Source organism: Ruegeria sp. SAZD013 (assembly GCF_059612525.1).
In genome coordinates, this window is record NZ_JBXWQT010000037.1 from 25,623 (window position 1) to 51,912 (window position 26,290).

Sequence of the window (26,290 nt, forward strand, 5' to 3'; positions counted from 1 at the left end):
CCCCCATGGGAACTTTGAGTGGCAAAACACTGGTTGTCGGCGCAGGTGGCGTATCCCACGCTGCCGTGCACAAGATGGCAATGAATTCAGATATCTTCACCGAAATCACGCTGGCCAGCCGCACGAAATCGAAATGCGACGCTATCGCCAGGTCGGTGAAAGACCGTGTGGGCGTTGATATCGCGACCGCCGAGTTGGACGCCTACAAGGTCGAAGACACTGTAAAGCTGATCAAGGAAACTGGTGCTGAAATCCTCGTAAACCTCGCCCTGCCCTATCAGGATCTGGTGCTGATGGACGCATGCCTTGAGGCGGGCATTCATTACGTTGACACCGCGAACTATGAGCCCGAGGACGAGGCCAAGTTCGAATACCACTGGCAATGGGCCTATCAGGAACGGTTTAAGGCGGCCGGTTTGACAGCCATCCTTGGTTCGGGCTTCGATCCCGGGGTCACATCGGTCTTTGCCAAATGGTTGAAAAAGCACAAGCTGGACACCATCCGCCAGATCGACGTGCTTGATGCCAATGGCGGTTCGAACGATCAGGAATTTGCCACCAACTTCAACCCCGAAATCAACCTGCGCGAAGTACTGGCCGAAGTGCGCCACTGGGAAAACGGCGAATGGAAACATTCTCCCGCCATGACCCACAAGGTCGAGTTCGATTTCCCCGCCATCGGCCCCAAGAACATGTACCTGATGTATCACGAGGAACTGGAATCGCTCTCGACCCACTTCCCCGAGATCGAGCGTGCCCGTTTCTGGATGACATTCGGCGACGCCTATATCATGCATGCCAAGGTCTTGGAAAACGTAGGCATGACCCGCATCGACCCTGTGATGCATGACGGTAAGGAAATCATTCCGATCCAATTCCTGAAAACCCTTTTGCCTGATCCCGGTGATCTGGGCGCGGAAACCAAGGGCAAGGCCTGCATCGGCGATATCGCCACAGGTCAGGCCAAGGATGGCTCGGGCGAGAAGACCTATTACATCTACAATATCTGCGATCATCAGGAATGCTATGCGGAAGTCGGCAGCCAGGCCGTCAGCTACACCACCGGTGTCCCCGCCATGATCGGCGCGGCGCAGGTGCTGAAAGGCAACTGGACCGAGCCCGGCGTATGGAACATGGAACAGCTCGACCCGGACGACTTCATGGCCATGCTGAACGAACATGGCCTGCCATGGCAGGTCCATGAACTCGACGGCCCGGTCACCTTCTGATCCGCTTCAGCTTCATCTGGCCCTAAATATCCCGGGGGTCCGGGGGCAGCGCCCCCGGCCTCTCCACCAAACGGAGACGCCGGTTATGTCCGACATGATGACCACACAGGCCGGAGACGCCGGTGCCTTCCGCAATTTCAACCTCTCCCGTGTACCCAGCCCTTGCTTTGTGGTCGACGAAAAAGCGGTTGAACGGAACCTGAAAATCCTCGCTGATGTCGGAACCCGTTCCGGCGCGCATGTTCTCAGCGCGCTCAAGGCGTTTTCAATGTTCTCACTGGCCCCGTTGGTGCGCCGACACCTTGTGGGCACCTGCGCCTCGGGTATCTATGAGGCCCGGCTGGGCCGCGAGGAATATGGCGGAGAGGTCGCCACCTTCTGCGCCGGGTACAAAGACGCGGATTTCGACGAAATCCTGTCGTTGTCCGATCACGTCATATTCAACTCCCCTGCCCAAAAGGATCGGTTTCTCGCCAAAGCCCAAGCCGCCAAAGTGCACGTTGGCCTGCGCATTAATCCGGAACATTCCGAAGGCGAGGTTCCGAAATACGATCCCTGCGCCCCGTGCTCGCGCCTTGGCACACCGGTCAGCCAACTGACCGCCGACACCCTGCGCGGTGTTGACGGGCTGCACATGCATACGCTTTGTGAACAAGGGTTTGCGCCTTTGCAGCGCACCTGGGACGCTGTCGAACCGAAGCTCAAACCGTACCTTGATCAGCTCAAGTGGCTGAACTTCGGCGGTGGCCACCACATCACCCGCGACGATTATGACCGCGACGGGCTGGTGGCCTTCCTCAAGGACATTCGCGAAACCTATGGCATTGATGTTTATCTCGAACCCGGCGAGGCTGTGGCGCTGGACGCAGGTGTTCTGATCGGTGAAATCCTCGACCTGCCGACCAACGGCATGAACCTCGCGATCACCGATATTTCGGCCACATGCCACATGCCCGACGTGATCGAGGCCCCCTATCGCCCTGCCCTGATGGATGAGGCCGAAACAGGCCATACCTATCGCCTTGGCGGCCCGTCCTGTCTGGCGGGTGACGTTATTGGCGACTACACCTGGGACAAGCCGCTGGAGATCGGACAGCGTTTTGCCTTCCTCGATCAGGCACATTACTCGATGGTCAAGACAAACACCTTCAATGGCGTCCCCTTGCCCACAATCGCCCTGTGGAACAGCGAAACGGACGAGCTGAAGATCATCCGGCAGTTCGGATATGACGACTTCAAGGACAGACTCTCATGAGCATTTTTCTCGACAGCGAATTGACCACATCCGAACGCACCGAAGATGCCCGCTTTCGCGTGATCCCGGTGCCTTTGGAGCGCACGGTCTCTTACGGTTCCGGCACGGCCAACGGCCCCGAAGCGATTATCGAGGCGAGCAATGAACTGGAACGCATCACCGGTCACGCGGAGCCCTGTGTCGAAGGGATTTTCACCGAAGAACCGCTGAATTGTGACGGCCCGTTGCCCGAGGTGATGGAACGCCTTGCGCACCGCACCGAGGCTGCAATTCGGGCCGGAAAGGTGCCGGTCACTTTGGGCGGCGAGCATTCCCTCAGCTATGGCGCAGTAATAGGTGTAGCCCGTGCGCTAAACCAACCCATCGGCATCGTCCAGATCGACGCCCATGCCGACCTGCGCAACGCTTATCAGGGCGAAAAACACTCCCACGCCTCAGTGATGCACTTGCTTGCCGAAGAAGGCGTGCGGCTGGCCCAGTTCGGTGTACGCGCTTTTTCAACTGAAGAGGCCCAAAGCCGACTGAAAAACCACGTTTTTCACGTAGATGCCGAGGAACTGGTGACAGGTAACATCCATTCGGTTGACCTGCCTGCAGACTTCCCCGAGCTGGTCTATGTCAGCTTCGACGTTGATGGGTTGGATCCATCGCTGATGCCCGCCACCGGAACACCGGTGCCCGGTGGGTTGGGCTATTATCAGGCACTGCGGCTGGTCGAACACGCGCTCAAGGGACGCAGATGCGTGGGCTTCGACGTGGTTGAGCTGGCCCCGGACGGCAATGCCGCCTGGGACTTCACCACAGCTCAGATTGTCTATCGCCTGATGGCCGCCTGTTAATCTTCGGCAGTTTCGTTCAGCTCCATATGGCCTTCGCCCTTGCTCAGGATGCGGCGCAGCATGGGTTCAAAAAACTCCAGCGGTTTCGTCGGATAGTCTGGGTCAAACGCCTTCTGATCATATTCATGGCAGAAATAGCGACAGTCTTCCCAATGGGGGCTGTCGCGATACTTGTCGCGCGCGTTGCGGTCGCCGCCAAGGTGGTGGTTGTAGTAGTAACCCTGAAACACGCAATGGTGTTTGAGTATCCAATAGGTTTTCTCGCTGACATACGGCTTCATCATCGCCGCTGACAGCTCTCCATGGTTGTAGGGTGACAGAATATCGCCGGTATCGTGGATCAGAGCGGCGACCACCAACTCCTCATCCGCGCCATCCTCATAAGCCCGGGTCGCGGCCTGAAGGCTGTGCTGATACCGGTTGACCGGATAGGGTGTCCATTCCTCGTCCAACGACCGAATAGCGTCGAGGATGCGATCCGGCAGAGCCGCATTATACGCCTCTTCATAATCCATAACGGCGTCCCAGTCGGCCTTGGTGGCATTCTCAAAACTGGTCCAGGTCGGTTTGTGGCTTTTGTCCAGCATGGCTGATCCCTTGGCGTGTTTCCTGAAGTCGACAATATTACGAGTCGCAACTTCAAAAAAATGAATTGATTTTATCACAATGATCAAAAAATACTCTCGATATGCGAACCGAAGCTTTGGAAACCTTTCTATGTGTGGCTGAAACGGGTGGTTTTCATGCCGCTGCCCGTAAGCTGAATGTGACTCAAACGGCCGTCAGCGCGCGCATTCATCTGATCGAAGAAGAAACCGGCAGACCACTGTTTACCCGCGGCGCCGGTGGTACGGCGTTGACCGAGTTTGGCAGACAATTCAAACCGTATGCAGAACAAATATTGTCCCTTTGGGCCTTCGCGTCGCGCGATTTACCGTTGCAGACACAGAACCGTCCGGCGCTGCGGTTAGGTGGTCAGCTCAGCATCTGGGACCCTTTGCTCGTGGATCTGGCTGTTCGGTTCGAACAGCGCTTTGACAAACTGCTGCTGACACTTAACTACGATCACGATCTGAACATGGTTGAAGCTGTGGCGACCCATGTGCTGGACGTGGCGATCACGCATGAAACGCCATCAGACCGACGCGTCACCTATCACGAACTGGAACCGGAGCTTCTAACCCTCGTCAGAACCCCGCAAGCAGCAACGGCAGAAAACGATTTGGTCTTCGTCAATCTTGAACTTGGAGAGATCTACCAGGATCACGTTAGATCGGCTGCGCGACGTGCCTCAGGGCAGACCTTGTTTCTTGGCAATTGCATGATGGCGCTACGATATGTCCTGCAAAGAGGCGGATGCGGCTACTTCCCCGACTACGTCATTTCGCAACATCTGGCTTCGGGTGCGCTCGAACGGGTCGAAGACAGTGTAAGCCTGCCGTTGCCGATGTATTTGGTCGCCCGTGGCGATCGCGAAGAATTCGACGACATTCGTTGTTGTCTGGAAGAACTTCGAACCTGAAATCAAGCGGGTGTTGGGATGACCTCGGACCCGCGCGCACGTTTCCGCAAAAGCGGACGACCTGCGACAAGCAGAAAACAGCACGAGATCAACACACCCATAACGGCAGGAAGGTAAAGCAGTGCCCAAAGCTTCGGGTCATCGATCACAACCGGGGACACAAACCCGCGTACGCCTTCAAGCAGCACAAGAATGGTAAAGGCACCCAAAATCTGAGGCCACAATCCAAACCGTGAAAAGCTGCCCAGCATCAGGGTTGAATACCCCGCCAGCGACACGGCGATGCAAATGGCTATCCAGGAAAATCGCTGATGCAGTTCTTCGATCAACTTACCCTGGCTGAACCCCTCGGTTTCTGAAATCGTATCCCGGTTGAGGATCAAATCAGAGGTCGGAATGGCTTCGAGGCTGCGGTTTGCCAACGGGCTTGCGTTCGTCAGTTGCGAAATGTCGTATGATGCGTCCTGAAACAGGGTCGAGGAGAGAACTCTGCCCGCCTTGTTCAAGCGCAGCGCCACCCCGTCGACCATCACCAGATGAATTCCCGCGTCGTTATTGACCAGATAGGCCGTCACACTGGAATAGCTGACTGCGTTTTCCGGGTCGCGCCGATCGGATACGAACACCTCGTGCAACGTACCGTCCAAATCGATGCCACCGATGTAAACCGTAACATCTTCGGCGGGGTGCAGAAATTCGCCTTCATTCAACAACTGCGCTGTCACATCTCCTGCTACTTCGGCTTGCCGGTATTCCAGTTGTTGGACCGATGCAGGGCGCAGGAACACACTGATGGCAGCCATCATCAGACCGGTGATCACACCGAACAAAACAACGGCCCGCGCCAGTCGCCACGGGCTTGACCCGGTTGCCAGCATCACTGTCATCTCGCTTTCGCGACTCAATCTGTTAGTCGCATAGACGGCAGCCGCAAATACCGCCATCGGCATAACCGTACGAACAAGCGTTGGCAGGGTAAGCGCGGTGAATTCAAGAAACACCATAGCGGACTGGCCACCGCTGATGACTTTGTCAAACAGGCTGACAGAACGGGTGATCCAGAAGACACCCACCAGGACGAGGGTGAAGAAGCCGAATAAAACCAGCAATTGCCGCAGAAAATATCCATCAAAACGCGACATATATCCTCATCCGGCTGATTGCGTCGTGGCCGGACAATAAGTCAATCGCCCACCCAAGGAAACCTCGATTACCGCCTCTGAACCGGCATCGGCGGCAACCTAGTTATTCGGACATAGGAAGGGCGCGCTCAACCACAAGCGCGCCCCGGCCACAGGAGGGAAAAACAAAACAGCGTCATGTACCGAACGTGAGCGCCAACTCGTAACAGTTGTAAGTAAAGCGGGATTCTAGTGATTGGTCTGTGATTTAGTTCACCTTTGAAACGGTCACATGAACACTCTTATGGACAAGAACCCCAGCAAAAAGTTAACGACACGTTAACGCCTTGTTTCCAGCCCATTCACTGTTCTACCCACATAATGATACCTGTCGGTTTTGGTGAATGTCCGTGACAGGACGATTGCAAATAACAGTATCAGTTGGCACAAGGGGTCCGATGGCAATGCATAAACCTTCGACATCAGAAGCCGCTGCACTGAATGCGCAATTACTGAAAAAGACCGACTCGGATTACGATGTCGCTATGTGGGCCGCGTGTGCATTGATGGCGCTCCACTCAGACAAACCAGCGGTGTTTCAAGAATATCAGAATATGTGGGCTGAAAAACTGGATGCGGTACGCCCGCACGAAAAAACAGGTGCCAACAAAAGATAACAACAGGTCACGATGGCCTCGCGCCATTGTAGCAGTGTTGTCGAAGCCAATGCTGCGACTAGTATTGATCCAAGCGCGAAATAGCTGAAGACAGGTATAGCGAACTCAAAGGCTGAAACCCTTTCATCCTTGGAAATCACAACTTAGTATTCGGACAATTTCAATGGCAGGGGCAGCAGGGTTCGAACCCGCGACCTACGGTTTTGGAGACCGTCGCTCTACCAACTGAGCTATACCCCTGTAGTGAGCCCCAGATATGCCAGCCGCGCGGCGGACTCAAGAGGCTTTTTCAGATTCCGATCCACGAAATGTCCGGACAAACAAGTTGCGCAAAATGCGTGGTGCGCTAAGACAAGGACCGGTTAGCAGAAGGAACCCGGCGTGAACCTCCGTAAGAAGATTGCAGACAGCGAAGCTGTGCTAAACTGGGTGGCGCGTCGGATTGCAAATTATATTCGGCTGGTACACCGCAACACACGTTGGCAGCGCATCGGCTATGAAGAACTGGACCAGTTGGCCGAACAGGGTGAGCCGGTCATCGTTGTTCTCTGGCATCAACGGCTGGCGCAGTCGCCTTATTTTTTCCCGCTGGACAAGGGGCGCATCTGTTCGATTACATCTTCTGCGCGGGCTGGCAGCATGGTGGGTCGCGTGCAAAAGTTGTTTGGAATGGACACCATTGCCATGGCCAGCAAGGCACGCCATGTCGCCCTGTCGCGACAGGTATTAGGCAAAATGAAACAGGGGATATCCATTGGCATAGCGGCGGACGGCCCCCGTGGGCCAGAGCGGGTTTTGTCGACGGTTCCGCTGGTTTGGGCGCGAACATCGGGTAAACGTGTTTTTGGTATTACCTTTTCGGCGAAACATGGGCGAGAAGCAGGAACATGGGATCATCTTTTGATGCCCCGCCCATGGGGTAACGAGGGGGTTTTTCTGTGCCGAGAATGGACAGAAACAGTTCCGCGGAAAGCCAGCGAAGACGAAATAGAAACGCTGCGTTTGAGTCTCGAACAACACATGAACGATATCACGGCCGAAGCAGACCGAATGGTCGGGCGCGAGCCTTGGTCGCCTGACGCTTAACCGCCCCTCAGCCTTTGCATCAAATAGACTTCACTGCCTTCGGGAATCGGTTCGGTCAGCCCGGTCGCGATCACGCGCCCGTCGACAGCGATAGATACGCCAGCGTCGATGGGTGCTTGAAGCTGCGGATACGCACGCACGAGCGCACGCAGCAACTCTCCGGTGGTTTTGGCCTCGACCTCAACCACCTGCTGGCCCCCGGTCAGTGACCGGAGGCCGGACCAGAGGTGAACCTCAACCATTGCCCTTGAGAGCGGCCAGAATGCGTGGCGGCGACATCGGCAGCCGCTTCATTCGCACGCCAGCCGCGTTGGACACAGCGTTGGCGATGGCGGCCAGTGGCGGCACGATACCCGTTTCGCCCACACCGCGAACTCCAAATGGGTGGCCCGGATTCGGAACCTCGACGATCACGGTGTCGATCATCGGCAGGTCGCTGGCCACCGGGATGCGGTAGTCGAGAAAGATCGAGTTCTGCAATCGACCGTCTTCGCCGTAGATATATTCCTCGTTCAGGGCCCAGCCGATACCTTGCGCGGCACCGCCCTGATACTGGCCTTCGACATAGGTCGGGTGGATCGCTTTGCCCGCGTCCTGAATGACCGTGTAGCGGGTCACACTGGTCTTACCGGTTTCCGGGTCAACCTCGGCATCGACGATGTGGGTGCCAAAGGACACGCCAGCACCTTCGGGGGTTGCCTCGAAATGGCCCGAGATCGGACCACCGGTTCGGCCCATATCAGCGGTGATATCGGCCAGCGGCATCGGATCGAAATCGCCTGCATTCGGGCCTGAGGGCACCGCACAGCCGTTTTCCCATTTCACCGCATCAACCGGGATGCCCCATTTGGCCGCAGCCCGTTCGCACAGTTTCTCGACCGCGTGCCTCGCAGCCTTGATAGTTGCCAGCCCTGACGCATAGGTCACGCGAGAGCCATGGCTTACGTCATTGTAGCCCAGTGTGGCCGTATCGGCGATGGTCACCCGGATATTCTCATACGGGATGCCCAGAACCTCGGCCGCCATCAGGGCCATCGATGCGCGCGAACCACCGATATCAGGCGTTCCGACCATCACCTGAGCCGAGCCATCCTCGGACAAGGCAAGCGACACGCTGGTCTCGCCACCATGGTTGAACCAGAAGCCACAGGAAATACCGCGCCCCTGCCCCGGCTTCAGCGGAGCCGAATAATGAGGATGCGCCTTGGCTGCTTCTAGCGTTTCGACAAGACCGATGCGCTCGTAGGTCGGTCCATAGCTGGCCTTCGTGCCCTCATGCGCGGCGTTTTTCAGGCGTACCTCAACGGGGTCGAGACCCAGCTTGTTGCACAACTCGTCAATCACCGACTCGACCGCAAAGGCACCCATCGGTGCACCCGGCGCGCGGTACGCTGCCTGCTTTGGGCGGTTGGCCATAACGTCATAGCCGATCTGCTTGACGTTGGTCAGGTTGTACGGCGCAAAGGCACACATGGCAGTCATGTCGCCCGGCGCGCCGGGAAAGGCTCCGCCCTGAAGGCGGAAGATGCCCTGAGCCGCCGAGATCGTGCCGTCTTTCTTCATGCCGATTTTGACGTCCATCGAGGCAGACGAAGTCGGACCAGTAGCCCGGAACACCTCGGACCGGGTCATCACAAGCTTGACCGGGCGATTGGCCTTACGGCTGAGCGCTAATGCGACGGGTTCGATGAAAACGGTTGTCTTACCGCCAAACCCTCCGCCGATCTCAGACGCAGTGACACGCAACTGCGAGGTTTCGATCCCCAGAAGCGCGGCACAGGTTTTCTGCGCAATCCAATGCCCCTGCGTCGTGCACCACAACTCACCCTTACCGTCATTACCCAATATGGCCAAACAAGCGTGCGGTTCGATATAACCCTGATGCGTCGCTTCGGTGACGAAACTGTCTTCGATGACCAGATCAGCTTCGGCAAATCCGGCCTCGACATCGCCGTGACCGCTTTCATGGTAGCGGACAACGTTCGGGTGCATTCCTTCCGGCACGGAATAATCCGCAGCTCCTTCGCGGATGACAGGCGCATCCGGTGCCATCGCCTTATCCACATCGGTGACGTGGGGCAGCACTTCGTACTCGACCTCGATCAGCTTGAGCGCGTCACGAGCCGCCAATGCCGAAGTCGCAGCAACCGCTGCAACCGCGTGCCCGTCATATAGCGCTTTCTCACCGGCCATAACGTTTTCCAGAACGTTATAGAATTCGCCTTCCAGACCGGGTTTGAACGGCACGTCAGCAAAGTCGGCACGCGTTACAACAGCTTTGACATCCTTATGCGCCTCGGCTTTCGACGCGTCGATCTTCACAATCCGCGCATGAGCATGAGGTGAGCGCAGGATCGCGCCATGCAGCATTCCCGGGGCGTAGGCATCCGCACCGAATTTGGCGCGACCTGTCACCTTGTCCAGACCGTCCGGGCGGTTGGGGCGGGTGCCGACAAAAGTGAAATCTGATTTACGATCGTCCAGAGCCATTACGACGCCTCCCGCATCTCAGCCGCCGTATCCATCACGGCGCGAATGATCTTGTCATATCCAGTACAACGGCAGAGGTTGCCTGCCAGCCAATACCGCGTTTCTTCCTCGGTCGGGTTCGGGTTTTTCTCCAGCAGAGACTTGGCCGCCACCAGAATGCCTGGCGTGCAGATGCCGCATTGCAGGGCGGCGTATTCGATCATCTTCTTTTGCAGCGGATGCAGAATATCACCGTCGGCAATGCCTTCGACGGTTTCGATCTGCTTACCCTCGGCCTCGACACCCAGCATCAGACATGAACAGACCAGACGGCCATCAACGGTGACCGAGCATGCGCCGCAATCGCCGGTGCCACACCCCTCTTTCGCGCCTGTCAGGTTCAACTTGTCACGCAGACAATCCAGCAGGGTTTCACGCGGATCACACAGGTATTCGACCGCATCGCCATTCACGGTGGTGGTTACGTGGAACTTTTTCATGCGTCTTCTCCCTTCGCGCGGGCATAAGCAATTTTTGCGGCGCGCTTGGCCAGAACGCCTGCGACCTCGGTACGGAACGCGATCGTGCCGCGCTTGTCGTCAATCGGGTTACAGGCGGCAGAGGCGGCGGCGGCCAGCGCTTCCAGGGCTGCATCATCCAGCGTGCTGCCGATAATGGCCTTGGCACAGTCTTCGACCAGCAGAACGGTCGGGGCCACAGCGCCCAGTGATACACGGGCCTCGGTGATGGTGTCGCCGTCAAGACGCAGGTTCACGCCAACGCCAACCACAGCGATGTCCATTTCGGTGCGGGGGATGAACCGCAGATAGGCATCGCCGCCGTTTTCTCCACGTGCCGGGATATTGACCGCCGAGATCAGCTCGCCTTTGGCCAGCGAGGTTTTGCCGGGGCCGGTCGGAATATGCTCGACCGCGACTTCGCGAGTACCGTCCGGACCGGTCACGGTGACGGTCACACTAGCTGCGACCATGGCGGGCACGGAATCAGCCGCAGGTGAGCCGTTACACAGGTTACCGGTCGGTGTTGCGCGCCCCTGCACCTGGGTTGATCCGATCAGGTCCATCGCCTCGACCACACCGGGCCAGTCACGACCCAACTCAGGATGCTCGCTCATTTCGGCACCGGTTGCGGCAATTCCCAACGTCCAGCTTCCATCAGCGTTGCGGGTGATGTCGTGTACACCGTTGATTTTCTTGATGTCGATCAGCGTATCAGGCGTCACCAACTCCGAGCGCAGCTGCACCAATACGTCAGTGCCGCCCGCCAGAAAGCGCGTGATGCCCGTCGCATTTGCGGCCAGAGCCGAAGCCTCGGCAAAGCTGGCGGGGCTGTGATAATCCATAATGCTACCTCGCACCTGTTGGTCAGGGATATCTGGGTTCCGGGCGACGTTAATTCACCACCCACCTGACGTCCATGGGCCGAGCGACCAAATTTCACCGTCCAAAGGTCGCTTTCTGACCATGCTTACAGATCGAGCTCGATCACACCATCCGGCGCCACAGCGCGGCTTTGGCACAGAATCATGGCCCCTTGGCGCTGCTTTTTGGACAGCACGAAATCCCGATGCTCGACCTCGCCCGAAAGGACACCACATTTGCACACACCACAGATACCATCGGCACATTTCACATCCACGTGGAAACCCGCCTCGTTCAGAACCTGCGCGGCATCCTTGTCTGCGGGCACCGGCAGCGTTCTACCAGAACGCGCGAGTTTCAGGGTAAATGGGTGATTTTCGTATTCCGGGGTTTCCGGGACAGAGAAATATTCAAGATGTCGGGCTTCTTCGGGGAAACCCTGATGTTCGGCCGCCTGCATGACGCCATCCATGAACCGATCAGGCCCGCACGTATAGACGTGCCATCCCTGCTGATACCCCGAAAGGATCGCATCCAGATCAGCGCGCGTGCCTTCATCCGAGAAATGGTAGTGGACGCGGTTCGCCCAGGGCATCCCCGCCAGATCATCCAGATACCCCGCACCGCCCCGCGTCCTGGCCGAGTAGTGCAACTCGAAATCCATGCCCAATGCATGCAGGCGATGAGCAAATGCGATCATCGGAGTGATACCGATACCACCCCCCATCAAAATGGTTCTGGACGCCTCTTCGTCCAGTTCGAAATGGTTGATCGGTTTCGATATGAAAACCTTGCGCCCTACGTTGAAAATTCGGTGCAGCAATGCCGAGCCACCCCGCCCTTCATCCTCGCGCAGAACACCGATCTGATAGGTTCCCCGTTCTGACGGGTCGCCGGACATGGAGTATTGTCGCAGGAACTCTGGCGCGACAAGCACATCCAGATGCGCGCCTGCGGACCATTCCGGAAGCGGCGCACCGTCAAGGGAGGCAAATTCATACTTGGTGACGTCAGCGGTCATCTTGTCGACCTTAGTCACAGCGACCCTCATCACCGGCGCATCACCTGCGACCTGATAGCGATGAATGATCGACATATCCCCCGCAGCTTTGCGCGCCTTGTACTCTTTGGCTGTCACCAAAGCCTCATAGGCGGCAATTCCTGCCTCGCGATCCATTGCAAACGGATAGGGCCAAGGGTGCGGGGCCAAATAGGCCGGGTAGACCGCCAATGTCTGATCCTCGTATCTAAGGTCCAGATCCTTTTGCAGATCGCGCCGGTTCAAAGGGTGTGTTGTTGGCCGATACGCCCCGTCGGGCTGCAACTCGATATCCCACCACCATTTCTTGGTGTCGTTCAGACCGCCATTGCCAACCGCATCATCCAGCTTGGCCAATGCAGGCGCCGCAGAGGGGATGTTCATCGCGGCCCAGCGGAACGGGCGTTCCTTGAAGATACCCTCAAGGTTCCAGGGGCAGGTCTTCATGCACCGCCCGCACATCGCGCCGCCCGGAGTGGTCACGCGGTAGGTCGCGCATTTCTGGCTGTCGGATTTCCAGATTTCATAGCCGTTGAACATCAGCTTTGGCCCAGCCGTGATCGCGCCCGATGGGCATTCGCGCGCGCATTTGTTGCAAGACTCACAAAAGCTTTGCAGACCGAAATCAATGGGCCTGTCATGCGCGATCGGCATATCGGTGGTCACCACGCCTGATTTCAGGCGGGGCCCCAGATAGGGGTTCAGGATCACTTCGCCGATCCGGCTGACTTCGCCCAGACCGGACAGCAACAAAAGCGGAGGTTGCAGAACTTCGCCATCCATCACCGTGTGCGCCTTGGCCTTGTAGCCCAGATTGCGGATCTGCTGAGCAATCACGCCACCCAGCAAGGAGAATCTCAGATAGGCGCGCATCGATTGAGCGACGCTGATCCAGTCGTCGCCGCTGGCACCCTCCATAGTCTCATATCCCTGATCGATGATCATGCTGACGGCCTGATCATGGGGCGGTACGATTTCTTCGCCGGTCGCGTCATGGGAATACCAGGCCCATTCCGGGCAGCGGCTGAGACCCACCGCATCGACCCCCAGAAAATAAGTCGCAGCCTTGATGTTTGCTGCGTTGCGTTGCGCGTCAGATTGCTTGGACGCGTCAGCGCTTTCACCGTCCTGCAACAGCACAAACGCACCCAAAGCGCGGCGTTGGGCAAAACTCGGTGCTGCCTTGCGTACGTAGTACCCACCTTTGGCCGCGTCCTGTAGCGACTTGCCCATATCTCCGAACTGCGCCCGGGCAAACATATCCGCACGCTTGGGCACGCGAGCGACATTCTCTTCGTCAATAAAGGTCGTAGGTGTCTCGACCCGTTTGAGTTTCTCAAACGGATGTGCCCCGTCCACATAGCGCCGCTTGGCATAGGGGTCACGGTTGAGGGCGTTCTTGGCAAAGCCCGTTCCCAACCACCATGCCGGCCCCTGCGTCCGGAACCAGGGCTGATCGGCCATAGGCTTGAGCGGTTTGTCATGGGCGATCGGCATCTCAGTCGTCACAGCGGCCAAACCAAAGCGCTTGCCCAGCCAGGGCACGACGACCTCGCCATTCTCGACCGAAGCCAGCCCAGCGGCAACCGCCAGCTTGCCCAAATCAACGTCGGTCGACATCATGCTGTGCGCCCGCGCGTCAAAGCCCAAAAGGCGGATGTAATTGGCGATGACCACCGCGTTCTCGGTCGCCAGCAGACAGGCACGATGATCCTGGGCGTCGACAATCCAATCAGCACCGGGTTCGGACAGGTCGGGGTCGCGGTTGTGTTCGTAAAGAAAGACAATGCTGTGCCAATGGCTGTCGATTGGCTTGGGCGCGGCCTCGATACTGTCTTTCAGATCAGCCATGATGACGTCGATCCCGGATGCCAGCGTTTTGGTCTGACGGGTGCGCAACGCGTGGGCAAGCCGGTCAATATCGGGATTGCGGCGGGCCTCGGACAACCGCGCATCAGATGGCAGCGGTCCGCACCCCATCATCGACGCATCGTTGAAATAGCCGAATGCTTTGATGTGGTTGGCCCGTTCCTGCGGGTTCGATGGAATCTCGGATGCAACCGGGTTCACCATTCCGTCGCGGATGGCGTCCATCATCGCCTGAAACTCACCCATCGCATTGACGATGCTGTCAGGGTGTTCCGGTCGGCGGAAACTCAGCTCGGCCAAAGGGGGCACAAGCGACAGATCCGGCATGTCATTTTGCCGGGCCAAACGCTCCAGCGGGTAGCCGCCCATATGAACAGGCCGGTTTCTGTCCGAGAATAAACGGATCCCCATCGAATATCTCCTGTTGATGCCCGTCCCGTACCCCGCCATGGACAGCAAAACCATTCATGATTAATCATAAATGGTATGAGCAAATTCGATTTCATTGACCTCGACGGCAAGGTTCTACGCACTTTTTTGACGATACTCGAGGAAAACTCGGTCTCGAAAGCCGCAGATCGGCTGGGGGTTACGCAATCTGCGATCAGTCATACTCTGGCCAAACTGCGGCAGGTCCTGGGCGACCCGCTGTTTGTTCGCTCAGGTCAGGGTCTGACACCAACCGAACGGGCCCTGTCCCTGAAAGAGCCTGCGCAAAAGGTACTGGACGGGATGCGCGCGCTGACCGACGGCCGACCGTTCGATCCGCTGTCGGAACAGATCAACATCCGCATCGCCACCAATGACATGCCACGAGAGCTGATCTTTCCACGGTTGCTGCGTGACACACGCGCCGAAGACGCGCGCCTGCGGTTGGAATTCATCCCATCGGGTGTGCCCGACCCCGAATTGTTGCGCAGCGACCGGTGCCAGTTGATGCTAACCCCGCTGCCGCCCGACGGACCGGATATTTTCCAGAAAAGACTGATCGAAAGTCCGCTGATGGTGTTCTTCGACGCCACGCAACGCCGACCACCGGGCAGCTGGCAGGACTATTGCCACAGCGACCATGTCGAGGTGCGATTTGCCGATGGCCGAAACGCCCGTGCCGTGATGCGCGGCGTTGATCAAAGCCAGATCAATCCTGCGGTTGTAACCCTGCCGCATTTCAACGCGATCCCGGCCTTTGTGCAGGGCAGCGACCTGATCTCGACAGATACGGCACTGATGAAACAGGGCCCACTTGCCGCGCTGGATTGCGCACCGTTACCTTTCGCCTGCCCGCCTGTGTCCATCTATATGGTCTGGCATCAAAGATCGACCAATGACCCCGCCCATCGCTGGTTACGCGGCCGGATAGAAGCCATCGCAGCGTCCCTTCAGACCTGAGACAGCCGTCAGCTGCGCATGACCCGGGCCAGGTTCGGCTGCGGGACACGGTCACGAGTACTCAACAAAACTGATTGGTCAAACCGCAAATCATTCGCCATCCTGAAACCAAATCAAAACGGAGATCTCAGATGGAGAAAGTAGCACTCATCACAGCAGGCGGCAGCGGCATGGGCGCGGATTCCGCGAGGCGGCTGGCCGCAGACGGTTTCAAGGTCGGGATTCTGTCATCCTCGGGCAAGGGCGAAGCGCTGGCGCATGAGTTGGGAGGCGTCGGTGTAACCGGCTCGAACCAGTCCACGGTGGATCTGCAAAAGCTTGTTGATGCGGCCATGGCCCATTGGGGGCGCATTGACGTCTTGGTCAATTCCGCCGGCCACGGCCCCCGTGCTCCGATCCTTGAGTTGACGGACGAGGATTGGCACACCGGTATGGACGTCTACTTTATGAATGCGGTCCGCACCACGCGGCTTGTGACACCGATCATGCAGGCGCAGGGCGGTGGATCGATCATCAATATCTCGACCTTCGCTGCATTCGAACCTGACCCGGTTTTCCCGACCTCAGGTGTGTTTCGCGCCGGGCTGGCCGCGTTCACCAAACTGTTCTCGGACAAATACGCTGCCGAAAACATCCGCATGAACAACATCCTGCCCGGTTTCATTGACAGCCTGCCCGAAAAAGAAGAATTCCGCGCTCGCATTCCCATGGGGCGCTATGGGCGCAGTTATGACGAGGTCGCCTCGGTCGTGGCCCTGCTGGCATCCGAAGGCGGTGGCTACATCACCGGGCAGAATATCCGGGTTGATGGTGGCATCACCCGCTCGGTCTGAATTCAGATCCGCGCCTTTATCAGATGCGTCAGCGCCGCGCCGGATTCAAAAAAGGCGCGGCGCACGCGCGTCCAGCTTTCGCGATGCTCATGCACCGCAGGAACGGGCAAAAGCGAAAGCTCACCTGCAAGAAGACTTTCGGCCATCATTCGCCCGAACACCGTGCCGGGGCCAATACCACGGCCGGAATATCCGTGCGCGGCCAGGGCGTTGGGGCCAATCTGCGTGATTTTCGGGATATGGTCCGAGGTCATGGCAATCCGCCCGTGCCAACCCTGTTCAAACGGCTGATCGGCAAGCTGAGGATAAAGCTCAGCCAGTTTGCGTCGGACCCATCCGGTATGCGCGCTGCGTCCTGCATTCCCCAGATCGCCCATGCCGCCAATGATCATCCGCCCCGCCTGATCCAGCCGGAAGGACGTCATGATCAGCCCGGTATCCCAGCATCCTTCTGCCTGCGGCAGAATGCTGGCGCGCAGATTATGCGACAGCGGGGCTGTAGCGTATTGAAAGTAATAAACGGGAACATAGGCAGGCGCAGTATCTGGCAAGCCAAGGTGATAGGCGTTGGTTGCCTGAATGACGGACTTGGCCCTTACAGTCCCGCCCGGTGTGGTCAACACCCATTGCCCACCTTCGTGCCGAAGGGTCTGCACCGCGCTTTGTTCATGGATCTGCACCCCGGCCTGAGACGCGGCACGCGCCAATCCCATGACATAAGCCAAGGGTTGTATTGTTCCTGCGCGAGGGTCGAACAACGCCCCATGAAAAGCATCGCTGCCGGTCCGGTCACGGGCCTGATCCGCCGACAGCAGCGCTACCGGCGCGCCAGACCCGCTTAGCTGCGCATGTCGCGTTTGCAGGTCCTTCAGGCCCGAGGCGGAATGCGCGCAATGCAGGGTTCCGTTGCGAATGGGCTCACATGTGATGCCGTGTTCTTCGATCAGGGAAAAAACGTCTGACGGTGCTTTGCCCAGCAGATCGATCAGGCGATCACCAGCCTCTGCACCGATATGCGCGCGGATCTCATCCGGTGGCAGCCACAGCCCGGCATTGACCAGACCGACATTGCGCCCTGACCCGCCAAACCCGATCTTCTGCGCTTCAAGCAAACAGACCGAAGCGCCGGTACGGGCTGCCGTCAAGGCAGCTGAACACCCGGTATATCCGCCACCTATAATGGCCAGATCGACAGTTTTGTCACTGCTCAGCGGCAGAGCAGTGACTGCTTCGGTACATGTAGTCCGCCACAAGGCTTGTTCGGGATCGTTCACGTCAGACCTCTGAGTCTTTTCGGCGGATCATCATACCGCTGCACGTCCTTTGCAAGTGGGCAACTGTGGTCGGGTCAACAACGAAAAAACCCCGCAAGCACGGGCCTGCGAGGTCCAACAGAAGCGAGCATTCCGTCAGGAATGATGACATCAGGCAAGAGGCCGCCCGGATACCTTCAAACGTCAAGCGACCGTGCGATCACCTCTTTCATGACCTCGTTGGTGCCGCCGTAAATCATCTGCACGCGGGCGTCTGCGTAGAGACGGGCAATTGGGTACTCCATCATAAAACCGTATCCGCCGAACAGTTGCAGGCACTCGTGCATGATTTCGTTCTGCACCTCCGAGCCCCAGTATTTGGCCATCGAGGCGGTGGCCGCATCCAGTTCGCCTGCCTCCAGCTTGCCGATACAGTCATTGACGAAACTGCGCAGAACCTCGGCCTTGGTCTTGCATTCTGCAAGTTTGAAACGCGTGTTCTGGAAATCCATCACCCGCTGACCGAACGCTTTGCGCTCCTGCACGTACTTTACCGTTTCGGCAATGGCAAAATCGATCGAACCCAGCGCCATGATCGCGATATTCAGCCGTTCCCATGGCAGTTGCTTCATCAGCTGATAAAACCCCTGACCTTCCTCAGCCCCCAGCAGGTTCGTCATCGGTACTTTGACATCTTCGAAAAACAGCTCGGCCGTGTCGTTGCCCTTCATCCCCAGTTTTTTGAGGTTGCGCCCCCTGCGAAACCCCTCGGCCCCTTCGGTTTCGACCACGATCAATGACACACCCCGCGCGCCCTCGGACTTGTCAGTCTTGGCGGCCACGATGATCAGATCCGCCGTCTGGCCATTCGTGATGAAGATTTTCGAGCCATTCAGCCGGTAGGAGTTTCCGTCTTTCTCGGCCGTTGTACGCACAGCCTGAACATCCGAGCCGGTGCTGGGTTCTGTCATGGCAAGTGCGCCGACCATCTCGCCCGAAGCCATTTTGGGCAGCCATTTCTGTTTCTGATCTTCGCTGCCATAGGCGGTAAGATAATGGGTCACGATCGACTGAATACCATAGCCCCAGCCAGCGTCGCCCCGTGCGCCCTGTTCGTACGCGGTGATGGCGTCAAAGCCCATACCACCGCCGACGCCGCCATATTCTTCGGGGATTGCACCAGCCATCAGGCCGGTTTCACCAGCTTTGCGCCAGAAGTCGCGATCAACGGCCCCGTTTTCAACCCAGGTTTCGATATTCGGCGACAATTCGTCATCCATGAACCGGCCAGCCATATCCGCGAACATGCGGTGTTCGTCGGTGACCCATGCCGCGGTCGAAGTGAAAAGTGACATCAAAGGCTCTCCAAACAGTCTTTCGCAAAAGCCTAACGGTCGGCCCGATTCCCGCCAATCCACGTGACGTGGCGTTCCGACTTCGAACAACGCAACGTTTCTTTGCTAAGTAACTTAAAGAACCTGCTTGTTTTCAAGGAAATTAACTCAGCGCCGATGCCAGCAATTGCTGTGCCGCATCCCTGGCGTCCTCCGCAGGATCACAATTCTTGAGCAAAACCGCGGACACGATTGCCCCTTCCTGCAACAACACGATCTGGCTGGCGAGTTTCTGAGGATCACGCGCACTAGCCTGTTCGGCGACGGACGTGAAATGCTCCAGCAACAGCTGCTTATGTTCGGCAGCCTGCACATGGATCGGATGATCTGTATCCTGATATTCAGCCCCGGCCTTGATGAACATGCAGCCCCGGAACCCATCCTCTTCGAACCATTCCTTCAAGGCATCAAAACTGGCGATGAGTTGCTCGGCCGGTGTTTCTGCCATCTCTTCGATGCGCCGATAGAACCACTCGCGAAAATTCTCATCCCGCAGGCGCAGAGCGGCTACGATCAGGTCTTCCTTGGTGCGGAAATGTTTGTACATCGACGTTTTCGACACGCCCGTTTCCGCCACCAGCTTATCCATGCCGGTCGCGTGAAACCCGTCGCGGTAAAAAACCTTCAGGGCTTTGCTGACAAGTTCATCCCGTTTGTTTGGACGCATGATTCGGCTCCATGGTGTACCGTTCTGTACATATTACCCCGAAACATGAAGTACAACCGACCTAACACAAATCATTGTTTTCATTAGGATTCATTGCTCGCCTTGAAACGCGCGGAAAATTTTCTGCTTTTCCCCTTGCAAAAGTTAACAGATCGGTACACCTTATTAGAAAGTTAACCGATCAGTACACCAGAGGATTTGACCGATGAAACGTCGCGCCAGCATATTCCCCCCTCAGTACGTTCCATTTCTTTTGACACTGGCCATCCTTGCCGCCTCTCTGACCTGAAAGCCCCCTGCACCATGTCCCGCCCCCCACTTCCCCCCTTCACGTTCGAAACTGCCACACAAAAAGTACGCATGGCCGAAAACGCCTGGAACAGCCGCGATCCCGACCGCGTCACCCCCGCATACACAGATGACAGTCAGTGGCGTAACCGGGCGGAATTTCTGTCAGGACATGGCGAAATTCACGCCTTCCTAAGCCGTAAATGGCACAAGGAGCTGGACTATCGACTGATCAAGGAACTCTGGGCCTTTACCGGTAATCGCATCGCCGTTCGTTACGCTTACGAGTGGCACGACGATAGCGGTCAGTGGTTCCGGTCTTATGGCAACGAGAATTGGGAATTTGCCGAAGACGGGCGCATGTCGCATCGGCATGCCTCGCTGAACGATCACCCCATAGCCGAAAGCGACCGCTTGTTCCATTGGCCATTGGGTGAACGCCCCGATGACCATCTCGGGCTTTCTGATCTGGGTCTTTGAAAGGACATACCGTGCCGCGTGCGTTTTCCGAACTGACCTTCACCCCTACCGTCCGTGCCCATCAGGAGCGGATGGGATCGGCAAAAACCTATGCCAAATTCATTGAAAGTGGCCCGCAACAGGGCCATTTGATCGGCGAGCCGGAAAAACAGTTCATTCAGGCGCGCGACGGGTTTTATCAATCCTCGGTGTCTGAAACAGGCTGGCCTTATGTGCAGTATCGCGGCGGGCCGGTCGGGTTTCTGAAAGTACTGGGGCCGCAAACCATCGGATATGCCGATTTTTCGGGTAACAAACAGTATATCTCGCGCGGGAATCTGGACGGCAACGATCGGGTCGCGTTGATCCTGATGGATTACGCCAATCAACGTCGTTTAAAGATCCTGGGGCGTGTCGAATTCACGGAGGGTCAAGCCGCCGCTGCCAGCTTGTATCCAGAAGAGGCCGAAGCCCCTGCAGAGCGGGCGGTGATCATACGTGTTGAGGCGCTTGACTGGAACTGCCCGCGCCACATCACGCCGCGTTTCACCGAAGCCGAACTGCGACCGCATCTGAACAGTTTGGGCCAGCAACTCGCGCAGTTGCAGGCTGAAAATGAAAGGCTGAAACAAGAGCTGTCAAAGCTCTCGTGACGCGTAAGACACCACAGATTTTATTGAGTATAAACAGGGAATAAGCCAATGGTTCGTTCGGTCTTTCAGCTTTCTGCGGCGTGCCTTGCCGGAGCGGCCCTGATCCTTATGATAATGATGTTTGGTTTTTTTGCTTCGCCTAGCGCCGTCCGAACATCACCACCTTCTGTGTTCAGCACCATCCTGTTCAACCATTTGCAGCAATAGCAATGCCGCGCGTTCAACCGCGACTGGTCTGAACCATCGCTTCGATACCGGCTGCACAAAAATCGATCAGGCGTTCCACTTCTGACACCCTGCCGCCTTGCGACAGGGCCCCGACCCGCCAGCCACTGTTGAGATGCGCCAGCATTGCCGAAACGGAATAGACCTGGCCGCTGGCCAGCAGCGCAGGGTCAACATCTGGATAAAGAGCAGCGATTTCGTCGATAAAAAGCCGGGCGGTCGGATCGAAACACTCTGCCGCGACATCGCGCCAACGGGGATCGACCGAGACATGCGCCACAAGGCGCCCATAGGCCATCCATCCCGAACCGCCTGTTTCTGCCAGTTCCACATAAGGCCGGATAAAACTGTCCAAGATTCCGCGCAGTGTCAGTGGACCCGCCCCTTTGGCCCTGTTCAGCGCATCTGTTCTGATCTGTGCCAGCTTGCCAGCACGACGTGCTATGGCGCGAAAAAACAGCTCCTCCTTGCCGCCGCCATGGTGATGAACAAGGCCAACCTGAACGCCTGCAAGCGCAGCGATATCGCGGATCGACGCACCTTCGAATCCGCGTTCAGCAAAGACTGTTTCGGCGGCATCCATGATCCGCGCTTTGGTTTCCAAAGACCGCTTGGACGGTGCCCTTTGTCTTGGTTTTTCTACGTTTTTCAGCGTCATGAATTTCATCTTGCCTTATTTTGGTCGTTCGTTCAATTTAAATCTCACGAACTTTGGGAGGGTTCATGACAGAAACGCGCGACGAATTCGCCCTGATCGGGGCGGGACCAATGGGTTTGGCCGCGGCCAAGGTGCTGAAAGAACAGGGGATCGCATTCCAGGGGTTTGAGTTGCATTCGGATGTTGGCGGTCTGTGGGATATCGATGCCCCAAGATCAACCATGTACGAGTCGGCGCACCTGATCTCTTCCAAACGCATGACCGAATTTGCGGATTTCCCCATGGATGACGCGGTCGCCGAGTACCCCTCGCACCGGGCGATGCGCGACTATTTCCGCGCATTTGCGGATCGTTTCGGGTTGCGTGAGAATTACAAATTCCATGCAGAAGTCACTCAGGTCTCTCCGCTGGGCAATCCGGGTGACGGTTGGCGCGTGTGCTGGCGGGATCAGGATGGCGACCATCAGGCCAAATATGCCGGCGTACTCATTGCGAACGGCACCCTGTCGGAACCGAATGTACCCAGCTTTCCGGGTACGTTTGACGGCGAGTTGATCCATGCCTCACAATATCGGTATCCCAGTCAGTTCGACGGCAAGCGTGTGTTGGTTGTGGGCGCGGGTAATTCCGGCTGTGACATCGCAGTGGACGCGATCCATCACGCGAAACGCTGCGATCTGTCGATGCGGCGAGGGTATTATTTCGTCCCGAAATACGTCTTTGGCAAACCCGCTGACACAATGGGCGGAAAGATCCGTCTGCCGATGTGGCTGAAGCGTAAGGTCGACAGCCTGATCCTTGGCTGGTTTGTCGGCGATCCGCAGAAGTACGGCTTTCCCAAACCGGATTACAGGCTGTACGAAAGCCACCCCGTGGTGAATTCGCTGGTTCTGTATCACGCAGGCCATGGCGATCTGAGAATCCGCCCGGACATTAAACGGCTGGAAGGCCACACCGTGCATTTCAAGGACGGCTCCTGCGACGACTATGACATGATCCTCGCCGCGACCGGATACAAACTGCACTACCCGTTTATCGACAAGGACCTGCTGAACTGGCAAGGCGATGCCCCGCATCTGTATCTGAACACGATACATCCCGAACGGGACGATCTGTTCGTGCTGGGCATGATCGAGGCCACAGGTCTGGGCTGGCAGGGCAGGCACGAGCAAGCCGAGATGGTGGCGCGCTACATCAAGGGGCTTCGACACGGCTGCCCCGTGGCAGCCGATCTGCAAGCAGAAAAGCAAAAAGACTATACGCGCGCCACCGGAGGCATGAACTATATCGACCTGCCCCGCATGGCCTATTACGTGGACAAGAATACGTACAGAAAGGCTGTCACCGGCTGGATCGACCGGCTGCGGAAGGCCATCGCATGAGTGGCATTGACCAGATCACACTGAATTTCAGTCCGGCGTCTCTGACGCTGTTGAATGCCATTCTGGCAATCGTGATGTTCTCGATCGCCATCGACCTGACGCCTCGGGATTTTGACCGTTTAAGGCGCGCGCCCAAACCAGTGTTTGTCGGATTGATTTCACAACTCGTCGTCCTGCCTGCGCTGACCTTTGTGATGGTGTGGATTACCGCACCGCAACCTTCAGTTGCGCTTGGCCTGATCCTTGTCGCGGCCTGCCCAGGGGGCAATATCTCGAACTTCATCACCCACCGCGCGGGCGGGAATGCAGCGCTTTCGGTGTCGATGACAGCCTTCGCCACCATCGGTGCAATCTTTATGACACCATTCAACATTGCGCTTTGGGGCGGGCTTTACCCACCGACCCGCGCAATCCTGCAACAGACCCAGATCGACCCAATGCAGATCGCAATCCTGGTCGGTCTGATGCTGATCCTGCCGCTGGTTCTGGGAATTACGCTGAATCAACGCCTTCCCGCCTTGACGGCACGGTTACGCGCACCGCTGCAACTTCTGTCTATGGGTATCTTTGCTGGGTTTATCGTACTTGCTCTGGCTGCCAACTGGGGGTTTTTCCTTGGGTTTGCCGGGGCTGTTGCCGGGCTTGTAATCCTTCACAATGCCCTGGCGCTGGGGGGCGGTTGGGTTGTGGCCACTCTGACCGGGCTGTCCCCCTTCGATCGCCGCGCCATCACCATTGAGACCGGCATTCAGAACTCCGGGCTTGGGCTCGTCCTGATCTTTGCATTCTTCAACGGTCTTGGCGGCATGGCCGTGGTCGCTGCATTCTGGGGAGTATGGCACGCTATCTCGGGCCTGGCTTTGGCTTCGGTCATGGCACGAACCGAGGCCGCGCGATGACCCGCATCCTGATTACCGGCGCTGCCGGGATGGTCGGGCAAGCGCTGTTGCCCGAATTTGTTGGGCACGAGGTCTTAGCAACCGATCTGAAACGCCCGGTTAACCTGCCGGAAGACGCCTCATTTTTGTCCATGGATGTTACAACCGACGCTCCTGCACGTGTGATTGCCAAGGTGAATCCGGATGTGATTGTGCATTTGGCTTCAGTCGTAACGCCGCCGCCGAAGATGGGGCGCGCCGCAGCCTATGCTGTCGATGTCGAAGGCACGCGAAATGTGGTGAATGCCGCTATCGCAAACGGGGTGCGCAGATTGGTCGTTACGTCTTCCGGTGCCGCTTATGGCTATCATGCAGACAATCCTGTGCCGTTGCGCGAAGGCGATCCATTGCGCGGCAACCCCGAGTTTCCTTATTCAGATCACAAGCGTCAGGTCGAAGAGATTTTGGCCGAAGCCCGCAGCACCGCCCCCGATCTTGAGCAGGTTGTCCTGCGTGTGGGTACGGTTCTGGGAGCCGGAACCGAGAACCAGATCACCGCCCTGTTTCGAAAGCCCCGGTTGCTGGCGGTGTCCGGCAGCGAAAGCCCGTTTGTCTTTATCTGGACCCGGGACCTGGCACGCATCCTTCAGCGCGCAGCAACCGACGGACCAGCCGGGATTTACAACGTCGCCGGTGACGGCACGATGGGTGTGAACGACTTGGCGCGCGCCATGGGAAAACCGGTTCTGCGCCTCCCCCCCTGGGTGCTGAAAGCGGCCCTGGCCTTGGCGCGCCCACTGGGTTTATCTCGCTATGGGCCGGAACAGGTAAGGTTCCTTCAATATCGGCCAGTTCTGGATAATTCTGCCCTGAAATCTGAATTCGGCTATACGCCTGAAAAATCCAGCGCTGAGGTTTTTGCGCTCTGGCAACGGCAGGCCGGGTTATGAAAACCGCGGTCATCTCTGGCGGTGCGGGCGGTTTGGGACAGGCTCTAAGCCGTGCACTGCAAGCCCGTGGGTGGCGGGTGGTGCTGTTGGATCTTGATGTGTCCGGCCTGCAAACAGAACAGAACCAACTGCCAATTGCCTGTGATCTGACTGACCCTGAACAGCTTGCCAACGCAGCTCAAAGGGCGATCACGTCAAGCGGCAGCATTGATCTGGTCATCTACAACGCCGGGGTTACGCAAATTCGGGGGTTTGACCGGTCTGACACGGCCAGTCACCGTGCACTGTTTGATATCAACTATTTTGCAGCTGTTGAGATGGCTCGCGTATTCTTGCAGCCTCTCCGCGCGTCAAAGGGAACACATCTGGCGATCTCGTCGGTGGCTGGTTTCGCTCCGCTCTGCCATCGCACGGCTTATGCAGCCTCAAAACACGCGCTTGAGGGTTTTTTCAAATCGCTTCGATCCGAAGAAAAGCCACATGGCGTTCAGGTTCAGATTGCAGCGCCGTCTTTTGTGGCCACCAACCCCGACAACGCAATGGAGCAACCCGACGGAACCGCGCGCCCCGGATCGGCCAAGGACGGAATGGACGAAATGAGCCCCGAGAGCGCCGCCGTGGCGATCCTGCGCGGACTGGACAAATCGCAGCCCATGATCCCGGTCGGACGCGTTGCACACATGTCGTGGTGGCTCAACCGTCTGTCACCACGCCTGTATCAGCGCTTAATGGAGCGTAACATGCGCGGGCCGGGATCGTAGAATTTTGCCGCG

Annotated in this window: 25 protein-coding genes and 1 tRNA gene; 14 read left to right on the top strand and 12 right to left on the bottom strand. The window is 57.5% G+C overall.

The window, feature by feature from the left end:
• The first annotated feature begins 5 nt into the window (after window positions 1–5).
• The 3 genes from AC2FLU_RS17715 (at window position 6) to speB (ending at window position 3,323) form a co-directional block, all read left to right on the top strand.
• Entirely contained in the window at window positions 6–1,229 is a 1,224-nt protein-coding gene (locus tag AC2FLU_RS17715; RefSeq protein WP_480519033.1) for a saccharopine dehydrogenase family protein, read from the top strand.
• A gap of 85 nt (window positions 1,230–1,314) precedes the next feature.
• Entirely contained in the window at window positions 1,315–2,484 is a 1,170-nt protein-coding gene (gene nspC / locus AC2FLU_RS17720; RefSeq protein WP_496809319.1) for a carboxynorspermidine decarboxylase, read from the top strand.
• A complete protein-coding gene (gene speB, locus AC2FLU_RS17725) occupies window positions 2,481–3,323 on the top strand; it encodes an agmatinase (RefSeq protein ID WP_480605318.1) in 843 nt (280 codons plus the stop codon). The genes nspC and speB overlap by 4 nt, the downstream gene beginning before the upstream one ends.
• On the opposite strand, the gene AC2FLU_RS17730 is transcribed toward speB, so the two are convergent.
• Complete coding sequence (locus AC2FLU_RS17730) at window positions 3,320–3,910, bottom strand: HD domain-containing protein (RefSeq protein WP_480605317.1); 591 nt, start codon at window positions 3,908–3,910, stop codon at window positions 3,320–3,322. The two genes, speB and AC2FLU_RS17730, sit on opposite strands and share 4 nt — an antisense overlap.
• A gap of 101 nt (window positions 3,911–4,011) precedes the next feature.
• On the opposite strand from AC2FLU_RS17730, the gene AC2FLU_RS17735 reads away from it, so the two are divergent.
• On the top strand, window positions 4,012–4,845 hold the full coding sequence (locus AC2FLU_RS17735; protein WP_496809320.1) for a LysR family transcriptional regulator: 834 nt from the start codon (window positions 4,012–4,014) through the stop codon (window positions 4,843–4,845).
• A gap of 2 nt (window positions 4,846–4,847) precedes the next feature.
• On the opposite strand, the gene lptF is transcribed toward AC2FLU_RS17735, so the two are convergent.
• Window positions 4,848–5,987 carry an LPS export ABC transporter permease LptF gene (gene lptF, locus AC2FLU_RS17740; RefSeq protein ID WP_480553979.1) on the bottom strand — a complete coding sequence of 380 codons (1,140 nt, stop codon included), beginning with the start codon at window positions 5,985–5,987 and terminating at the stop codon, window positions 4,848–4,850.
• Between the two features lie 443 nt (window positions 5,988–6,430).
• Here lptF and AC2FLU_RS17745 point away from each other — a divergent pair, with 443 nt between their 5' ends.
• Complete coding sequence (locus tag AC2FLU_RS17745) at window positions 6,431–6,643, top strand: hypothetical protein (RefSeq protein WP_480493678.1); 213 nt, start codon at window positions 6,431–6,433, stop codon at window positions 6,641–6,643.
• A 164-nt stretch (window positions 6,644–6,807) separates the two neighbouring features.
• Here the strand turns inward: AC2FLU_RS17745 and AC2FLU_RS17750 are convergent.
• A tRNA-Trp gene (locus AC2FLU_RS17750) sits at window positions 6,808–6,883 on the bottom strand.
• Window positions 6,884–7,024: 141 nt separating this feature from the next.
• Between AC2FLU_RS17750 and AC2FLU_RS17755 the strand changes: the two genes are divergently transcribed.
• On the top strand, window positions 7,025–7,729 hold the full coding sequence (locus AC2FLU_RS17755; protein ID WP_480475628.1) for a lysophospholipid acyltransferase family protein: 705 nt from the start codon (window positions 7,025–7,027) through the stop codon (window positions 7,727–7,729).
• Here the strand turns inward: AC2FLU_RS17755 and AC2FLU_RS17760 are convergent.
• From AC2FLU_RS17760 to AC2FLU_RS17780, 5 genes are all read right to left on the bottom strand, one after another.
• Window positions 7,726–7,971, bottom strand: a complete 246-nt coding sequence (locus AC2FLU_RS17760) for a MoaD/ThiS family protein (protein WP_480519045.1) — start codon at window positions 7,969–7,971, stop codon at window positions 7,726–7,728. The two genes, AC2FLU_RS17755 and AC2FLU_RS17760, sit on opposite strands and share 4 nt — an antisense overlap.
• A complete protein-coding gene (locus tag AC2FLU_RS17765) occupies window positions 7,964–10,219 on the bottom strand; it encodes a xanthine dehydrogenase family protein molybdopterin-binding subunit (RefSeq protein ID WP_480519047.1) in 2,256 nt (751 codons plus the stop codon). The genes AC2FLU_RS17760 and AC2FLU_RS17765 overlap by 8 nt, the downstream gene beginning before the upstream one ends.
• Window positions 10,219–10,698 carry a (2Fe-2S)-binding protein gene (locus tag AC2FLU_RS17770; RefSeq protein ID WP_209504694.1) on the bottom strand — a complete coding sequence of 160 codons (480 nt, stop codon included), beginning with the start codon at window positions 10,696–10,698 and terminating at the stop codon, window positions 10,219–10,221. The genes AC2FLU_RS17765 and AC2FLU_RS17770 overlap by 1 nt, the downstream gene beginning before the upstream one ends.
• Window positions 10,695–11,561, bottom strand: a complete 867-nt coding sequence (locus AC2FLU_RS17775) for an FAD binding domain-containing protein (protein WP_480493673.1) — start codon at window positions 11,559–11,561, stop codon at window positions 10,695–10,697. The genes AC2FLU_RS17770 and AC2FLU_RS17775 overlap by 4 nt, the downstream gene beginning before the upstream one ends.
• A gap of 125 nt (window positions 11,562–11,686) precedes the next feature.
• Entirely contained in the window at window positions 11,687–14,899 is a 3,213-nt protein-coding gene (locus tag AC2FLU_RS17780) for a reductive dehalogenase (RefSeq protein ID WP_496809321.1), read from the bottom strand.
• Between the two features lie 75 nt (window positions 14,900–14,974).
• Between AC2FLU_RS17780 and AC2FLU_RS17785 the strand changes: the two genes are divergently transcribed.
• Both AC2FLU_RS17785 and AC2FLU_RS17790 read left to right on the top strand, forming a co-directional pair.
• Window positions 14,975–15,877, top strand: a complete 903-nt coding sequence (locus AC2FLU_RS17785; RefSeq protein ID WP_496809322.1) for a LysR family transcriptional regulator — start codon at window positions 14,975–14,977, stop codon at window positions 15,875–15,877.
• Between the two features lie 131 nt (window positions 15,878–16,008).
• Complete coding sequence (locus AC2FLU_RS17790) at window positions 16,009–16,710, top strand: SDR family oxidoreductase (protein WP_480475618.1); 702 nt, start codon at window positions 16,009–16,011, stop codon at window positions 16,708–16,710.
• Between the two features lie 2 nt (window positions 16,711–16,712).
• Here the strand turns inward: AC2FLU_RS17790 and AC2FLU_RS17795 are convergent, their stop codons facing one another.
• The 3 genes from AC2FLU_RS17795 to AC2FLU_RS17805 form a co-directional block, all read right to left on the bottom strand.
• Complete coding sequence (locus tag AC2FLU_RS17795; RefSeq protein WP_496809323.1) at window positions 16,713–17,984, bottom strand: NAD(P)/FAD-dependent oxidoreductase; 1,272 nt, start codon at window positions 17,982–17,984, stop codon at window positions 16,713–16,715.
• Window positions 17,985–18,160: 176 nt separating this feature from the next.
• A complete protein-coding gene (locus AC2FLU_RS17800; RefSeq protein ID WP_480475614.1) occupies window positions 18,161–19,318 on the bottom strand; it encodes an acyl-CoA dehydrogenase family protein in 1,158 nt (385 codons plus the stop codon).
• Between the two features lie 142 nt (window positions 19,319–19,460).
• The gene (locus AC2FLU_RS17805) at window positions 19,461–20,024 is read right to left on the bottom strand and encodes a TetR/AcrR family transcriptional regulator (RefSeq protein WP_496809324.1); all 564 of its coding nucleotides are present in this window, start codon (window positions 20,022–20,024) and stop codon (window positions 19,461–19,463) included.
• Between the two features lie 303 nt (window positions 20,025–20,327).
• Here AC2FLU_RS17805 and AC2FLU_RS17810 point away from each other — a divergent pair, with 303 nt between their 5' ends.
• Complete coding sequence (locus AC2FLU_RS17810; protein WP_480475610.1) at window positions 20,328–20,792, top strand: nuclear transport factor 2 family protein; 465 nt, start codon at window positions 20,328–20,330, stop codon at window positions 20,790–20,792.
• Window positions 20,793–20,803: 11 nt separating this feature from the next.
• Window positions 20,804–21,424 (top strand): pyridoxamine 5'-phosphate oxidase family protein, encoded by a 621-nt coding sequence (locus tag AC2FLU_RS17815; protein ID WP_480475608.1) that lies wholly within the window; start codon window positions 20,804–20,806, stop codon window positions 21,422–21,424.
• A 220-nt stretch (window positions 21,425–21,644) separates the two neighbouring features.
• On the opposite strand, the gene AC2FLU_RS17820 is transcribed toward AC2FLU_RS17815, so the two are convergent.
• Window positions 21,645–22,307 (bottom strand): TetR/AcrR family transcriptional regulator, encoded by a 663-nt coding sequence (locus AC2FLU_RS17820; protein WP_480519061.1) that lies wholly within the window; start codon window positions 22,305–22,307, stop codon window positions 21,645–21,647.
• Between the two features lie 65 nt (window positions 22,308–22,372).
• Between AC2FLU_RS17820 and AC2FLU_RS17825 the strand changes: the two genes are divergently transcribed.
• Genes AC2FLU_RS17825 through AC2FLU_RS17840 form a run of 4 tightly spaced genes read left to right on the top strand, consistent with a single transcriptional unit; the run spans window position 22,373 to window position 26,278 of the window.
• Window positions 22,373–23,689: a flavin-containing monooxygenase gene (locus AC2FLU_RS17825; protein ID WP_496812063.1), complete on the top strand. Its 1,317-nt coding sequence runs from the start codon at window positions 22,373–22,375 to the stop codon at window positions 23,687–23,689.
• Window positions 23,686–24,588 carry a bile acid:sodium symporter family protein gene (locus AC2FLU_RS17830; RefSeq protein WP_496812064.1) on the top strand — a complete coding sequence of 301 codons (903 nt, stop codon included), beginning with the start codon at window positions 23,686–23,688 and terminating at the stop codon, window positions 24,586–24,588. The genes AC2FLU_RS17825 and AC2FLU_RS17830 overlap by 4 nt, the downstream gene beginning before the upstream one ends.
• Entirely contained in the window at window positions 24,585–25,517 is a 933-nt protein-coding gene (locus tag AC2FLU_RS17835; protein WP_496812065.1) for an SDR family oxidoreductase, read from the top strand. The genes AC2FLU_RS17830 and AC2FLU_RS17835 overlap by 4 nt, the downstream gene beginning before the upstream one ends.
• The gene (locus tag AC2FLU_RS17840; protein ID WP_496809328.1) at window positions 25,514–26,278 is read left to right on the top strand and encodes an SDR family NAD(P)-dependent oxidoreductase; all 765 of its coding nucleotides are present in this window, start codon (window positions 25,514–25,516) and stop codon (window positions 26,276–26,278) included. The genes AC2FLU_RS17835 and AC2FLU_RS17840 overlap by 4 nt, the downstream gene beginning before the upstream one ends.
• The last annotated feature ends 12 nt before the right edge of the window (window positions 26,279–26,290 follow it).

Bases quoted from the DNA above. Each gene is read 5' to 3' on its own strand.
- AC2FLU_RS17785 (WP_496809322.1), top strand. From the start codon at position 14,975: ATGAGCAAATTCGATTTCATTGACCTCGACGGCAAGGTTCTACGCACT.
- lptF (WP_480553979.1), bottom strand. From the start codon at position 5,987: ATGTCGCGTTTTGATGGATATTTTCTGCGGCAATTGCTGGTTTTATTC.
- AC2FLU_RS17735 (WP_496809320.1), top strand. From the start codon at position 4,012: ATGCGAACCGAAGCTTTGGAAACCTTTCTATGTGTGGCTGAAACGGGT.
- AC2FLU_RS17840 (WP_496809328.1), top strand. From the start codon at position 25,514: ATGAAAACCGCGGTCATCTCTGGCGGTGCGGGCGGTTTGGGACAGGCT.
- AC2FLU_RS17780 (WP_496809321.1), bottom strand. From the start codon at position 14,899: ATGGGGATCCGTTTATTCTCGGACAGAAACCGGCCTGTTCATATGGGC.
- AC2FLU_RS17830 (WP_496812064.1), top strand. From the start codon at position 23,686: ATGAGTGGCATTGACCAGATCACACTGAATTTCAGTCCGGCGTCTCTG.
- AC2FLU_RS17820 (WP_480519061.1), bottom strand. From the start codon at position 22,307: ATGACGCTGAAAAACGTAGAAAAACCAAGACAAAGGGCACCGTCCAAG.
- AC2FLU_RS17790 (WP_480475618.1), top strand. From the start codon at position 16,009: ATGGAGAAAGTAGCACTCATCACAGCAGGCGGCAGCGGCATGGGCGCG.
- AC2FLU_RS17745 (WP_480493678.1), top strand. From the start codon at position 6,431: ATGCATAAACCTTCGACATCAGAAGCCGCTGCACTGAATGCGCAATTA.
- AC2FLU_RS17765 (WP_480519047.1), bottom strand. From the start codon at position 10,219: ATGGCTCTGGACGATCGTAAATCAGATTTCACTTTTGTCGGCACCCGC.
- AC2FLU_RS17805 (WP_496809324.1), bottom strand. From the start codon at position 20,024: ATGCGTCCAAACAAACGGGATGAACTTGTCAGCAAAGCCCTGAAGGTT.
- AC2FLU_RS17760 (WP_480519045.1), bottom strand. From the start codon at position 7,971: ATGGTTGAGGTTCACCTCTGGTCCGGCCTCCGGTCACTGACCGGGGGC.
- speB (WP_480605318.1), top strand. From the start codon at position 2,481: ATGAGCATTTTTCTCGACAGCGAATTGACCACATCCGAACGCACCGAA.
- AC2FLU_RS17800 (WP_480475614.1), bottom strand. From the start codon at position 19,318: ATGTCACTTTTCACTTCGACCGCGGCATGGGTCACCGACGAACACCGC.
- AC2FLU_RS17825 (WP_496812063.1), top strand. From the start codon at position 22,373: ATGACAGAAACGCGCGACGAATTCGCCCTGATCGGGGCGGGACCAATG.
- AC2FLU_RS17835 (WP_496812065.1), top strand. From the start codon at position 24,585: ATGACCCGCATCCTGATTACCGGCGCTGCCGGGATGGTCGGGCAAGCG.
- AC2FLU_RS17770 (WP_209504694.1), bottom strand. From the start codon at position 10,698: ATGAAAAAGTTCCACGTAACCACCACCGTGAATGGCGATGCGGTCGAA.
- nspC (WP_496809319.1), top strand. From the start codon at position 1,315: ATGTCCGACATGATGACCACACAGGCCGGAGACGCCGGTGCCTTCCGC.
- AC2FLU_RS17730 (WP_480605317.1), bottom strand. From the start codon at position 3,910: ATGCTGGACAAAAGCCACAAACCGACCTGGACCAGTTTTGAGAATGCC.
- AC2FLU_RS17810 (WP_480475610.1), top strand. From the start codon at position 20,328: ATGTCCCGCCCCCCACTTCCCCCCTTCACGTTCGAAACTGCCACACAA.
- AC2FLU_RS17775 (WP_480493673.1), bottom strand. From the start codon at position 11,561: ATGGATTATCACAGCCCCGCCAGCTTTGCCGAGGCTTCGGCTCTGGCC.
- AC2FLU_RS17715 (WP_480519033.1), top strand. From the start codon at position 6: ATGGGAACTTTGAGTGGCAAAACACTGGTTGTCGGCGCAGGTGGCGTA.